Origin of the sequence: Thermofilum sp., from assembly GCA_038741495.1 — an archaeon.
GTDB lineage: Archaea > Thermoproteota > Thermoprotei > Thermofilales > Thermofilaceae > Thermofilum.
In genome coordinates, this window is sequence record JAVYKX010000002.1 from 390,747 (window position 1) to 403,372 (window position 12,626).

The window sequence follows — 12,626 nt, forward strand, 5'->3', positions numbered from 1 at the left end:
AGAAAACGACTTTTAAACCGCTGAGGATGGGAAGCATGTTTAAAAAGCGCAGCTTAAAGGAGAAGTGGGATGACTGAAGTTTCCCGCTTGCGTCTCGGCAAGTTCCTGAACTTCAAGAGGAAGTATCTCGAGAGGGTGCTGAGAGGAGAGAAAACAACAACGATTAGGAGAGGGATAGTTACCCCTTCTAAGGATCACGTGTACCTGGCTTGCGAAGGCAAAGTTCTCGGGGAAGCCAGGATAAGTTCTCTCCGCTTTGTGAAGATAAAAGACCTCACCGACGCGGACGCTAAGCGGGATGGTTTCGAGAGTAGAGATGAGCTGCTCAAAGCCCTCAGAGAAATTTACCCGGATATTTCCCAAGAGGACTGGGTAACTGTCATCGCACTGGAGGGGGTAACCCGCTACTCGAAGCCGCTAGCTGTGGAGGATCTCCAGGGTTTACCCAGCGAGCGGCTGGCTGAGGTTTCCCGCCTAATCCTCGCCCACGGCTTAGCGACGACGCTAGAGGAGAAAAGGCTCTTCGCCCTACTCTCTCTCGGGTACAGGTTGGACGACGCAGCCAGGCAAGCGGGGATGAGCAGGTCTGAGGCCAAGAGGGTGCTGCGGAGAGCGGTGAGCGTACTCTTGAGGAGAGAGGTTCCAAGCGATGGCGGTCAAAAAGGTTGAGTTCGCGTGCCAGGGCTTCTCTATCGTTGTCTTTGATGAAGGCAGCTTCTACGCGTTTTCTATCTCGCGAGAGCTCGACGAGCTGTGCTTTGTCTCCCAAGCGCTGCAGGGAGATCCTGCCTCCGCACGCGCGAGGGTGAGCAAGCAGCACTTCGAGGAGCGTTTTCGCAGTATCGAGGCTTTCGTGGACTGGCTCGCGGACAAGTGTAGCATATGGAAGCGCGCATCATCCCTCTCCGCTGTTGAGAAGCAGCTTCGAAGCTCTGGCTGGCTCACCGCTCTCTCCGAGGAGGGGTTAGAGGCACTTAAGATAGTGGAAGGTTTCGCGGTTGAAGCGCGCGCTCGCCCCTTCTCAGCAGTGTTCTCAAAAGTGAGTGCAGTCGTGAAGGCTTACCCGGCGCGCCTAGAAGAGGCTCTCCTGCTTAAAGGCATCTTCTCCTCGGAGGGCTTCACCGTGGAGTCTCTCCTTCCGGTTGTCGTCGCCAGCCTACGGGAAAGCGTAGCGTTCAACTGCAGTATCCCCGGATTCCTTGCAGGCCTCGAAGGGGTAGCGAGGAGGGTGAGGCAGAGGGCGAGCCTCCTCGCATCAACGTAGAAGGTGAGCGTTTTTTAGCCGGGATTATTCTTGCGAGGTGTGGCTTCCAGGGTGGGGGCGAAGCACGTAGCTGTAGTCTGCCACAGGGACCTCGACGGCTTAGCTTCAGCGGCGATCCTGCTGTCGAGCCGGCTAGCAGAAGACCCGTCGCTGAAGTACTTCGTCCGATTCGCTCAGCCTCATGAGCTTGCCGCCGCGTTAGCTGGTTTGAGCTCGCTGCCCAGCCTAGCCGAAGTCTACATCATTGATGTAGCGGTAGCCAGCGACTCTTGGAGCGAGGTGAAGAGGCTCTTGCAGCGCCTTGTGGAGAGGGGAGTGAGGGTCCTCTGGGTAGACCACCACCCCTCGACCGCTAAGAGGGTGGGGGAGCTCGAGAATATCGGGGTAGAGTGCAGAGTTGGCGGAACTGTCTCGGCGGCAACCCTGGTGCGGGACTTTATCCCGAAGACCTCTTCTCCCGAGTTTTACGAGAAGCTAGCGGCGATCGCGGAAGCCTATGACGGCGGCTACAGGGCAGAGGGGCCGTTAGCCGAGGTCATGGAGACTCTAGCTGACGCGCTCGCGCTGGAGCCTTCTGATGAGGAGTTCCTCGCCAGCCTGCTGGCAGCCTGGGTTAAGAAGAGAGAGCTTATTCCAGACGAGGCTGCTGAGAGAGGGGAGAAAGCTCTCGAGCTCTTCTCGGAGCTGCTGAGGAAAGCTGGAGAAAACATCGTGGTCGATACGCCGAAGCTGAGGGTTATAGACCTGCGAGAAACCCGCGTCAGGGGCTTCGCGGGCAAGCTCCTGTCGATGCAGGTCGCCGAGACGGGGAAGATCGTAGTGCTCGTCTTCCGGCTCGGAAGCCATAGCGCAGTAATCTCGGCCAGAGCTCCCCAGGATCTTCACGTGGATCTCAACGAATTGTTCAGCAGAGTAGCTGCCGAGTACGGCGGCAGCGGGGGCGGTCACGCGCGTGCAGCCTCCCTGAGAGTTCCTTTACCGTACGCTGACATCACCCTGAAAAGACTAGTCGAGGCTCTCGGCGCTAGCTGATAGTCACACGCTTGATAGCCGGGTGCTGTAGAATCTTATTCACCGCGCCCTCAGGGATATCCTGGGATACGACGACGTACAGCTTCGGCTCCTGGTATATGTTAGGGTCTTCAGCGACAACCTGAAGTATGTTGATCCCCTTCTCAGCCAGCGCGGAGGCAACCCACGCCAGAATCCCGGGCCTGTCCTCGTGCACCTCGATCACTAAGCAACGGTAGCCTAGAACCCTCGAGACGCTCACCAAGGATGGACCCGCAGGCCTCAGCTTCTCGAAAAACTCCTTCAGCAGGGAGTCCGACCCAATAGCCCTCAAAGTCTCCAAGACCGTTCTCCTGTCTACTCCAGCCTCCTCTGCAATGGATTTCAGCGAGACTTTCACCTTTTCTCCAACGTAGACTTCATCTCCACGGACGCTGAAACCGTACTTCAGCAGCAAGGTTAGCACGCGGAGCCTCTTCTCCCTCCCCCCAACCGCCGCCTTCACGTGATCCCAGAAGCTGTTTTCCACACCTTCCAGCTGCTTCTGCGGCTCATAAACAATTCTGTGCTGCTGAAGAAACAGATAAATACCATCATGCTAAAACCAGGTCTCTTGTGATCAAAAAATGACATTGAAGTACACTATTGATGAGAACGAGATGCCGAGGCAGTGGTACAACATCCTGCCCGACCTGCCCGAGAAGCTACCACCTATGCTGAACCCTGCGAGCGGCGAGCCGCTGCCGAAAGAAGCCTTGTACAGGCTGTTCCCGAAGTCGCTCGTAGAGCAGGAGTTCTCGGAGGAACGCTTCATTAGCATCCCCCCGGAGGTGCTGGACGTCTACCTTCTCTGGAGACCTACGCCGCTCGTGAGGGCGAGGCGGCTGGAGGAGGCGCTCAGAACTCCAGCGAAGATATACTTCAAGTTCGAGGGTGTCAGCCCGCCGGGAAGCCACAAGCCCAACACCGCTGTCGCGCAAGCCTACTTCAACGCTAGAGAAGGGGTAGAGCGCCTAACTACCGAGACCGGGGCAGGCCAGTGGGGGAGCGCTCTCGCTTTCGCAACCAACCTCTTCGGACTTAAGTGCACAGTGTACATGGTCCGCGCCAGCTACGAGCAGAAGCCGCTGCGCCGAGTTCTGATGAACCTCTGGGGGGCTGAAGTCATCCCCTCCCCCAGCGAGCGGACCAAGGCTGGCAGGAGCGTCCTGGAGAGCGATCCCCGGCACCCGGGCAGCTTAGGCATCGCGATTAGCGAAGCTATCGAGGATGCTCTGACGCACGAGAATACGCGGTACTCGCTGGGCAGCGTCCTGAACCACGTGCTACTGCACCAGACGGTTATCGGGCTGGAAGCTGCGCGGCAAATGGAGATCGCGGGCGACTTCCCGGACTACGTGGTGGGCTGCGTCGGGGGCGGCAGCAACTTCGCAGGCTTAGCTTACCCGTTCTACTACCTGGTGAAGAGCGGGAAAGCGCCCAAGGAGACGCGTTTCGTAGCTGTCGAGCCAACAGCCTGCCCCTCGATGACCAAGGGTATCTACACCTACGACTTCGGGGACACCGCTAGACTGACGCCGCTCCTCAAGATGTACACTCTAGGCCACGACTACGTCCCGCCGCCGATTCACGCTGGCGGCCTCCGCTACCACGGGGCGGCACCGTCATTAAGCCTCCTCGTGAAGCACGGCGCGGTGGAGCCTGTCGCGTACAACCAGGTAGAGGTGCTTGAAGCCGCCGCGCTCTTCGCGAGAACTGAGGGCTTCGTCCCCGCGCCAGAGAGCGCGCACGCGATAAAGGCCGTTGTCGACTTAGCGGTAGAAGCCAGGAAGAGAGGGGAGGAGAGAGTAATTCTTTTCAACCTGAGCGGCCACGGCCTCCTCGACCTCCAGGCTTACCGGGAGTTCCTCGAGGGCAAGCTGCCAGCGTACGAGTACCCTAAGGAGAAGGTTGAGGAGAGCATTCTCAGGCTTCAGCAGCTCCTCGCGGGCCGAGTACCGGCTTAACCTTTTTCTAGCTTTCTTCCTCTTTCCCCACGTGAAAGAGATCGTTGCAAGCGCTCCAGGCAAGGTTATCCTCTTCGGCGAGCACTTCGTAGTTGAAGGGCAGCCCGCGGTCGCGGCCGCGATATCCCTTAGGGCTAGAGTGAGCGCGAAGCCTCTCGAAAGCCCTGTAATCCGGGTTACCTCGAAGAACCTCGGCTTGAGCGAAGCCTTCGAGCTTGGCAAGCTGGAGCCTCGCAGCCCCCTCTACCCCGTAGCCTACGCAGCTTCCCTAGCCCTAAGAGAGGTGGAAGCCGGCGGGGGAGTTGAGCTGCTCATAGACTCCGATATAGCTCCTGGAGCCGGCATGGGGTCCTCGGCTGCCGTCGCAGTCGCAGCGGTCGCAGCGGCATCGGCAGCATGGGGGCATGTACTCCCAAGAGAGCAGGTCTCGAAGCTTGCTTTCGAGGCCGAGAAGATCGTTCACGGTAAGCCGAGCGGGATCGATAACACTATAGCGGCTTACGGCGGCGCTATAGCTTACAGGAAGGGGGAAGGCTTCCTAAAGCTGAAAGTGGATTTCTCGCCAGTTGCGCTTGTGCTCGCCGACACAGGGAAGCCGCGCAGGACGGGCGAGCTCGTGCAGAAGGTTCTCAACTTGAAGGCCGCTTTCCCCCAAGTTCTCGACCCCCTGTACTACGCTGCCGGAAGGCTGGTGGTCGAAGCGGCAAAGATGATGGAGAGAGGCGACTTCGAGGCTGTCGGCACGCTGATGAACGTTAACCACGGTCTCCTGCACGCGATCGGGGTCTCCACCCTTGAGATCGAGCAGCTTGTTTACAGAGCGAGACAGGCGGGAGCCTTGGGGGCAAAGCTCACAGGCGCCGGTGGGGGAGGCTTCATCGTTGCTCTCTGCTGGAGGGAAGCTTTGCAGAGCGTGGTGCAGGCTCTGAGCGAGCTTAGTCCCCGCGTTCTCACAGTCGGAATCGACACAGAGGGCGTAAAGGTTGAGCGCATACGCGAGAAAAGTTAATAAGTGAAGAGGCCGCCATCCCGTAGAGCCCCGGTAGCTCAGTCGGTAGAGCAGGAGCGCCGAGAGCGCCGCTCTGGTAACTAGCCCTGCCCGAGAGGCGGAGGTCCCGGGTTCAATCCCCGGCCGGGGCTCCACCACCGGAAAAACTCCCCGTTCCTCAGGGCAGCCGGCTTCTCAAACTCTAACCGCTGAACCGCTCTTTCCCTCCGGCGGTGGCGGGCAGGCTTCGCTTCCCGGCGCTTCTCAGCTGAAACTAAGGTTCGTGAAGCGAGCTGCCCCACGGGTTTGCAATTTTAGAGGCGCCAGAGAGAGATATAATAGCTGAACTGGACAGGTTGCAGCGAATTACTTGCGAGTTTTTAATAAAATCGCTTAATAAAGCAACATGCTCAAGTTCTAGCGAATGAGGATACTCGAACACCCGATCCTGGAGTTCAAGCGTGGCACCCGTGCCGAGTTCCTCTACAATGGCAAGCCTCTTGAGGGGTTCGAGGGCGAGTCGCTAGCAGCCGCGCTGTGGGCCAGCGGCGTCAGGAGCTTTAAGGAGGAGGAGTGGGGGCCGGTCAGCCCCTTCTGCATGATCGGTCACTGCGCCAAATGCACTGTCAGGGTGGACGGGAAAAAAGTTCGCGCATGCCTCGAACCAGTGAAGCACGGTGTATCCGTTGAGAGCGTTAATGAACCCATGCCGGAGCTGGGGCCCCCGCCTGAGTCCCGGCGTGAAGCGATCGAGGTAGACCTCATGGTCGTTGGGAGCGGCCCTGCAGGGCTCTCGGCAGCGATAGCCGCAGCGGAAAGCGGGCTTGAGGTGCATGTTTTCGAGAGGCATTTCCGCCTCGGCGGACAGCTGGTAAAGCAGACCCACAAGTTCTTCGGGTCCGGAGAGCTCTTCGGCGGCCTCCGAGGCTTCCAGATCGCGGAGAAGCTTCTCGCTAGGGCTAGAGAGCTCGGCGTCAAGCTCCACGCCTCAGCCCCCGTCCTCGGGTGGTTCCGGGGCGGCATCTTCGCCGTCCGCGAGGGCGACAACCTGCTCGTAGTTAGGCCCAAGGCTGTCGTGGTCTCCACGGGAGCGGTGGAACGGCTCCTCGTCTTCCCCGGTAACCACCTGCCCGGCGTTATGGGTGCGGGCGCGGCCCAGACGCTTATGAACGAGTACGGGGTAAAGCCGGGAGAGAGGGCGGTGGTCGTAGGAGCCGGAAACGTGGGGCTCATCGTGAGCTACCAGCTTCTGCAGGCTGGCGTAGACGTGCTAGCGATCGTCGAGGCCATGCCGGAGATCGGCGGCTGGCTCGTCCACGCGGCGAAGCTGCGGCGGCTGGGGATCCCGATCTTAACAAGGCACACGGTAGTCCAGGCGGAGGGCAGAGGCCGCGTGGAGAGAGTTGTCGCCGCCCAGGTTGACGAGCGGTGGCAGCCGATCCCAGGCACCGAGAAAGTATTCGAGGCGGACCTCCTCCTGCTCTCCGTCGGCCTCACCCCAGAGGCGAGGCTCCTCGCGGAGATGGGCGCGAAGATGGTCTGGAACCCCGAGCTGGGAGGCTACGTGCCCTTCCGGGACGAGAACATGGAGACCAGCATCCCCGGCGTCTACATCGCGGGCGATGCCGGCGGCATCGAGGAAGCAACGACAGCGATCCTGACAGGGAGGATCGCAGGCTACTCGGCCGCCCTGCGCTTGCTGGGGCCGAGGCCAGATCTACTGGAGAAGAGGGAGGAGGCAGCTAGGCTGCTGCGCGAGGTGAGGCGCACACCGTTCTCCGCGAAAGTTATCCGAGGCCTCGAGAGGGTGATAATACGTGGAGTGGAGGCGTAGAGGCTACTTGAGCCTGGAAGAGCTCCGGTCGAGCGGCTTCCTGCCTCCAGCAGATAGAGTGCTAAGGGGCCCCGTCGCAGTCACCGAGTGCATCGAAGAGATACCTTGCAACGTCTGCACGACTGCCTGCAACTTCGCCGCTATCACCACCGAGGGCTTGAGGGGGAAGCCGAAGGTCGACTGGGACCGGTGCACGGGCTGCGGGATGTGTGTGGGTGTGTGCCCCGGGCAGGCAATGTTCGTGGTGAGCTTAGCAGGCGGGGAGGGGCGGGTGACCCTGCCCTACGAGTTTCTCCCGAAGCTGCGCCCAGGAGCGAGGGTGAAGCTTCTGAACAGGGAGGGGGAGCGCGTGGGCGAAGGCCTCGTCGAGAGGGTGTTTGAGGTGAATAAGACTCAAGTTGTAACCGTTAAAGTTCCGCCGGAGCTCGTGTGGGAGGTGAGAGCCGTATGGCCGGTCTGAAAGCAATGCTGTGCATGTGCGAGGGTGTAACTCTCGAAGACGTTGACAGGGCGATCGAGGAGGGCTTCGCAGACGTCGAGTCGATAAAGAGGAGGCTCAGGATCGGCATGGGCACCTGCCAGGGCCGCTACTGCGTTCCGATCCTCATCGCCTACCTGAGCCGTAAGCTTGGCGTGCCCCCCGAGAAGCTCGCGCCCCCGCTGGTGAGACCACCCCTCGAAATGGCTCCTGCCTACATCTTCACAGGTGGCGACCATGAGGGCTGAGGTAGTGGTCGTGGGCGGCGGGATCACCGGGGTCTCAGCGGCGTACTTCCTGGCGAGGGAAGGGGCGCGGAGCATCATCGTCTACGAGAAAAACTACATCGGCTCCGGCTCGACCTTCAAGTGCGCGGGCGGTATAAGGGCGAGCTTCACGAGCCAGGAGCACATCGTTCTGATGAAAAGGAGCATCGAGCTCTGGGGTGAGCTGGCGAGAGAGCTCGGCGTGAAGTACCTTCGCAGCGGCTACCTTTGGCTCGCGTCCAGGGAGAGGGATCTCGAGAGGTTGAAGAGCTACTCGGCGATTCACAACAGCTTCGGGGTTCCCACCAGAGTTGTGGGGCCCGATTTCCTCTCGAAGGTCGCACCCTACGTGGACTCCTCGAGGCTCGCTGGAGCGCTCTTCGACCCGCTGGCCGGGAAAGCCTGTCCCTTCGACGCGACCCAGAAGCTGTACTCCGTTTCGAGGAGGATGGGCGTCGATTACCGCTTCGAGGAGGTGACCGGCCTACTCGCGGAGGGAGGTTCCGTGAGAGGGGTGCGCACGCGCACGGGAGACGTTCACGCGGAGCATGTGGTCGTGGCTGCGGGCGTCTGGTCCAAGCCGCTGCTCGAAAAAGCGGGTGTCGACCTCCCCCTGGCTCCGGAGCCTCACCACGCCGTCATCACGGAGGAGTTCGGTAGGCTGTTCGACCCCCTCATCATCGACGTGGAGACGGGCGCTTACGCCGTGCAGACGTTCGAGGGACATGTCCTGATGGGTGTGGAGGTCCCGGAGGAACACTTGTGGGAGCCCACACCCAGGCTCGACTTTCTCGAGAAGGTGGTCAGGGTCTGGTCTAGGTGGCTGCCCTGGCTGCCTCGCGCGAACTTGATCAGGTACTGGGTCGGTCACTACGAGGTTACTCCAGACCACCACCCGGTGCTGGGCCCGGTAAGCGGCGTTGAAGGGCTCTACGTGGCTACAGGCTTCAGCGGGCACGGCTTTATGATGGGGCCTGTCGTCGGCGAAGAGCTTGCAAGCTGGGTTCTGAAGGGGCACTCGAGGACACGGGAGGCCCGGAACCTCACGGTCGACAGGTTCAGGGAGGGCCGGCTCATAAAGGAGCTGGCAGTCATCGGCTAGCTTTTTAACGAGACGTCAACCTAGCAGGCGGATGCAGGACTCTCTAGTTAACCTGCTAATCATACTTAGAGCTAAGCTGGAGGGGCGCCGGCTAGGGCTAGCGGACGCAGGCGACCCAGACGGCGTTGTAAGCGCAGCGCTGTTCAAGAGAAAGTACCCGGATGCCGCTATCGTCCTCGCGCACCCTTCAAGCGTGCAGAAGGGGATGCTTTACCGCGCAGTGAGGTGGGACTTCGTCGCAGACCTCCCCTGCCCCGGCAGGGTTAGGGTTTACGCCGACCACCACGAGACGAATACTCCCTGCGGCGAGGTGAATTTCCACGACCCGCAAGCTCCAGCTGCCGCGCTTCTCGCGCTTCAAGCTCTCGGGTTGGAGGGCGACCCCGTAGCTAGGCGGCTAGCGGAGCTGGCGGTGGAAACCGATACCGCGAACATAGTTTCAGCGGAGGCGGAGGCTCTGGAGGCTTCAGTGAAGGGGGCGAAGCACACCGAGAAGCTGAGGCTAGTCGAGAAGCTCTCGGAGAAGGGTGTGGAGGCCTTGAAGGAGGATCCGGCGCTGAGAAGCTCGCAGCGTTTCTCCGTGAGGAAGAGGAGGACGGAGGAGTTCGCATACCGGCTTGACTCCCAGCAGGTGGTGATAGCTTTCTTCAGAAGAGACATAGGCCTCTCGTACAGGTACCTCACGATCCTCCTGGAGAGAAGGGGGGCGCGGCTCGTCGCCTTAGTAGTCCCGCGGGGGCTGTTCACGTACCGGGTTTATCTCGGGGCTCAGCGAGGCTCGGGCTACGACGTCTCGATCCTTGCAAAGATGCTCGGCGGCGGAGGGCACTCCTATGCTGCCGGAGCCCTCGTCCACGCGCTCACACCCAAAAGAGCCTGGAGCAGGCTGCTCTCCACAGCTAAGGAGCTGTACAAGCTCGACAGCGTGAAGGCATTCGTGGTGGAAAGCGAACTGGAAGTGAGGGAAGTGGATGTCTAGCTCTGCTGAAGCACTACCCCTCGCAGCCGCAGCTTTCGCCGCTGGCGGAGCCGCTAAACCTCCGGTACGCTAGTCAGATTTCCTTCCTCATGATTATGGCGTCTGTCCCGTCCAGGTAGAATCTCTTCCTGATGCCCACGGGGCTAAACCCCAGGCTCTTCCAGAAGCTTATACCGGCCTCGTTCGCTATGCTTACCTCCAGCACGACGCTTTTGACGCCACGCTCTCGAAGCATGCGGAAAGTTTCCTCCATGAGCGCCCTCCCCACCCCCTTCTTCCTGAACTGAGGGTCCACCGCTATCGAGTGCACGTGCCCAACAGAATCACCTCCGCTACCCTCTACGCAAGTGACGGAGTAACCGATTACGCTGCCGCTCAGCTCCGCCACGAGGAACAGATCGCCGCAGGAGCGGTAAAGGTAGAGAAAAGTCAGCCTATCGTAGGCGTCAACTCCGAACGACTTCTCTTCGATCTCTAAAACGCGCTTAAGGTCTTTCAGCCGGAAGCGCCTAATTGTCGGTTCCACGCTTTCTGCCCCTTCTCCTTCCGCACCGATATATCTTCACCGCGCGCCGGCAGTGCCCCGGAGGCGTTTAAGCATCACTACGTCGTCTTCGTAGGCATAGAGGGGAGCCTCCAGCTTCTCGAAGACCTTGGAGCCGCGCCAGTGCAGCTCATAGCCCAAGGACCTGAAGAGAGCTAGGGATGCTTCGTTATCGCTCCTAGTGCTTGCAGCGGCATACGCGCAACCCTCTTCAGCGAAGAACCTCTCAGCAGCTTCAAGGAGCTTCCTGCCCACCCCTCTCCCGCGGAAACCTTTCTCCACGGCGATGAAGGAGACCACCCCCACCTTACCGTACTCTTTCACCTCCGTAGTGTAGAGTTCAGCAGCCCCGACCACCCTGCCCCCCACCTCGGCGACGAGGAGCTTCAGCACGTCGAGGAGGCGGAGGCTCCAGTACCTCCAGCTCCCCGTGAAGGACTCTGCGAAAATTCTCGCAGCATGCTGCTTATCCTCCTCTCGAGCCTCGCGGACCACTACTTCTTCCCGGCCTGTCATGGCTATCGCCTCAAGGAGGCGATAGCCTCCCTGAGCATCGCGAGGCTCTCCAGCACTGCACGCTCGAGCGCGGTATAGTACTCCCTCAAGCTGCTCTGCGAAAGTGTAGAGCGCCTCAACGGCTCTAGGGATGGAAGCGCCTGCTCGAAGCCGGGCACTCTCCGCAATCCTCTCAAAGCTGCGTCCAGCGAGCCGCCCCCTGCTAGAGCCTCCCTAAGCTTAACGAGGTCGTCAGCTACGTCGAGCTGGTAAGGGTAAACTACCTCGCTCTCTACGAGCTCTGTCTCGTAGTGGCCCCTGAAGATAGCTCTAGTTAGAGCACGCCTCAGCTCGCGCGCTTCCTCCTCGCAGCCAACCCTCAGCTTCGCCACCTCACTCGCGAGCTCGCGCGCCTCTCTGAGGAAGGACAGCCTCTCCAGCTTCTCCAGTATACTGGACACCAGGAGGTCGTACCTCATTAAGCTCCACCTCTTCTCCGCGAGAACCTTCGCCACGTGCACCACGGCGCGGTACGCTCTCTCAACTCCCTCCCAGTTCACAGCCGCTGATGTATCTGCGTCGCTATGGTACACGCTCCACAGCTCCGGGAAGGTGTGGAAGGTCGCCGCAGGGATGCCCGCCATCGTGAAGCTAAAGCTGTCGAATAGTACGGAGTCGGGCCCCACCTCGGCGCCTGCTAGCTCCCGAAGGGCTTCAGCGAAGTCGGGCCCCGAGGCAGCAATCCTCAGTCTTGCACCTCCGAGCGTGTCTAGGTTCAGCAGAGCTCCGAACTCTCCGATGCTTCCTGCCCGCGCAAGGTGCTTTACGAAGCTTCTTGAACCCCATATCCAGTACCAGGGGCTGTACGCTGGCGCACCTGACTCCTCAGCTCCAAAGAGCACGTAGCCCGCACCCTCGCGGAGCTCTCTAGCTAGCTCGAGCAGCATGCCGACGCCGAGAACATCGTCTGTGAAGCCTGAGAGCCACTTATCAGCGTGTGCTGAGATCACGGGTCCGGAGAGGTCCCCAGCGAAAACCACCTGGGATGTGGCAGCGTGGTCGACCTCTGCTTCAACTCTCACGGAGACTTTCTCGCCTCTCCGCGCAATCTTCGTAAGGCGTACTCCATCCTCGAAGCTCACAGCCACTGCGGGCACTGGCGGCGGCGCGCCCGGGCCGAAACGGTAGTCAAGAGAGAAGAGAACCACCATCCTCCTCCTGCGGGAGGGGAAGCGGTCGTAGAAGATGACTGCTTCCGCACCGTGGAGCACGGCTTCGATGTACTGCCACGTAGCCTCGTCCAGCTTCCTGTACAGCTGAACTAGCGCGACTTTACCGCTGAGGTCTAAGCCCTCCCAATCCCGCGGGTGAGCAGCATCGCCCACGTGGACGAGCTCTCCCTCGATCTCCGCGGAAGGCGAGTAGGGCATCGCAACCGCGCTAAACCTGTGAGACTTCACGCTCACTTCGGTGTACTTCTCCCTCCAAGACATGCACTCGAAGCTGTACCTGCTCACGTCGAGCCCTAACCCTTCCAGCTCAGCAGCTGCGTGATCGATGATCTGGCGTTCTTCCGGAGAGCCGGCTACAGCGTCGCTCGGCGGGAAGAGCCTGCCCTTGGCTTCGAGCCTCTCTCTCAGCACGCGGTTTAAAAAACGC

Annotated in this window: 14 protein-coding genes and 1 tRNA gene; 11 read left to right on the top strand and 4 right to left on the bottom strand. The window is 60.4% G+C overall.

Translation table 11 applies throughout. From position 1 onward, the window contains the following. Positions 1–69 precede the first annotated feature (69 nt). From QXU72_06825 to QXU72_06835, 3 genes are read left to right on the top strand one after another with little or no spacing between them, the layout of a single operon-like run. Entirely contained in the window at positions 70–669 is a 600-nt protein-coding gene (locus QXU72_06825) for an ASCH domain-containing protein (GenBank protein ID MEM0494951.1), read from the top strand. Continuing rightward, the gene (locus QXU72_06830; GenBank protein ID MEM0494952.1) at positions 650–1,264 is read left to right on the top strand and encodes a hypothetical protein; all 615 of its coding nucleotides are present in this window, start codon (positions 650–652) and stop codon (positions 1,262–1,264) included. The genes QXU72_06825 and QXU72_06830 overlap by 20 nt, the downstream gene beginning before the upstream one ends. A gap of 39 nt (positions 1,265–1,303) precedes the next feature. Then, on the top strand, positions 1,304–2,296 hold the full coding sequence (locus QXU72_06835) for a DHHA1 domain-containing protein (protein ID MEM0494953.1): 993 nt from the start codon (positions 1,304–1,306) through the stop codon (positions 2,294–2,296). On the opposite strand, the gene QXU72_06840 is transcribed toward QXU72_06835, so the two are convergent. Further along, positions 2,289–2,804 (bottom strand): ACT domain-containing protein, encoded by a 516-nt coding sequence (locus QXU72_06840; protein MEM0494954.1) that lies wholly within the window; start codon positions 2,802–2,804, stop codon positions 2,289–2,291. The genes QXU72_06835 and QXU72_06840 overlap by 8 nt on opposite strands. Before the next feature lie 97 nt (positions 2,805–2,901). Between QXU72_06840 and QXU72_06845 the strand changes: the two genes are divergently transcribed. From QXU72_06845 to QXU72_06880, 8 genes are all read left to right on the top strand, one after another. After that, positions 2,902–4,281: a TrpB-like pyridoxal phosphate-dependent enzyme gene (locus tag QXU72_06845; protein MEM0494955.1), complete on the top strand. Its 1,380-nt coding sequence runs from the start codon at positions 2,902–2,904 to the stop codon at positions 4,279–4,281. A gap of 31 nt (positions 4,282–4,312) precedes the next feature. After that, positions 4,313–5,290: a mevalonate kinase gene (mvk, locus tag QXU72_06850; GenBank protein ID MEM0494956.1), complete on the top strand. Its 978-nt coding sequence runs from the start codon at positions 4,313–4,315 to the stop codon at positions 5,288–5,290. A gap of 27 nt (positions 5,291–5,317) precedes the next feature. Next, positions 5,318–5,424: transfer RNA gene (locus QXU72_06855), tRNA-Thr, on the top strand. Positions 5,425–5,693: 269 nt separating this feature from the next. Further along, complete coding sequence (locus QXU72_06860) at positions 5,694–7,103, top strand: FAD-dependent oxidoreductase (protein MEM0494957.1); 1,410 nt, start codon at positions 5,694–5,696, stop codon at positions 7,101–7,103. Continuing rightward, positions 7,087–7,563 carry a 4Fe-4S binding protein gene (locus QXU72_06865; protein MEM0494958.1) on the top strand — a complete coding sequence of 159 codons (477 nt, stop codon included), beginning with the start codon at positions 7,087–7,089 and terminating at the stop codon, positions 7,561–7,563. The genes QXU72_06860 and QXU72_06865 overlap by 17 nt, the downstream gene beginning before the upstream one ends. Further along, the gene (locus tag QXU72_06870) at positions 7,551–7,829 is read left to right on the top strand and encodes a (2Fe-2S)-binding protein (GenBank protein MEM0494959.1); all 279 of its coding nucleotides are present in this window, start codon (positions 7,551–7,553) and stop codon (positions 7,827–7,829) included. The genes QXU72_06865 and QXU72_06870 overlap by 13 nt, the downstream gene beginning before the upstream one ends. Beyond that, the gene (locus tag QXU72_06875; GenBank protein ID MEM0494960.1) at positions 7,819–8,949 is read left to right on the top strand and encodes an FAD-binding oxidoreductase; all 1,131 of its coding nucleotides are present in this window, start codon (positions 7,819–7,821) and stop codon (positions 8,947–8,949) included. The genes QXU72_06870 and QXU72_06875 overlap by 11 nt, the downstream gene beginning before the upstream one ends. A gap of 31 nt (positions 8,950–8,980) precedes the next feature. Next, positions 8,981–9,928, top strand: coding sequence for a hypothetical protein (locus QXU72_06880; protein MEM0494961.1), 948 nt, complete (start codon positions 8,981–8,983; stop codon positions 9,926–9,928). Between the two features lie 73 nt (positions 9,929–10,001). Here QXU72_06880 and rimI read toward each other — a convergent pair whose 3' ends face one another. Genes rimI through QXU72_06895 form a run of 3 tightly spaced genes read right to left on the bottom strand, consistent with a single transcriptional unit; the run spans position 10,002 to position 12,610 of the window. Continuing rightward, on the bottom strand, positions 10,002–10,454 hold the full coding sequence (gene rimI, locus QXU72_06885; GenBank protein MEM0494962.1) for a ribosomal protein S18-alanine N-acetyltransferase: 453 nt from the start codon (positions 10,452–10,454) through the stop codon (positions 10,002–10,004). A gap of 36 nt (positions 10,455–10,490) precedes the next feature. Further along, positions 10,491–10,988: a GNAT family N-acetyltransferase gene (locus QXU72_06890; GenBank protein ID MEM0494963.1), complete on the bottom strand. Its 498-nt coding sequence runs from the start codon at positions 10,986–10,988 to the stop codon at positions 10,491–10,493. A gap of 2 nt (positions 10,989–10,990) precedes the next feature. After that, entirely contained in the window at positions 10,991–12,610 is a 1,620-nt protein-coding gene (locus QXU72_06895) for a M28 family peptidase (protein ID MEM0494964.1), read from the bottom strand. Positions 12,611–12,626: the final 16 nt, after the last annotated feature.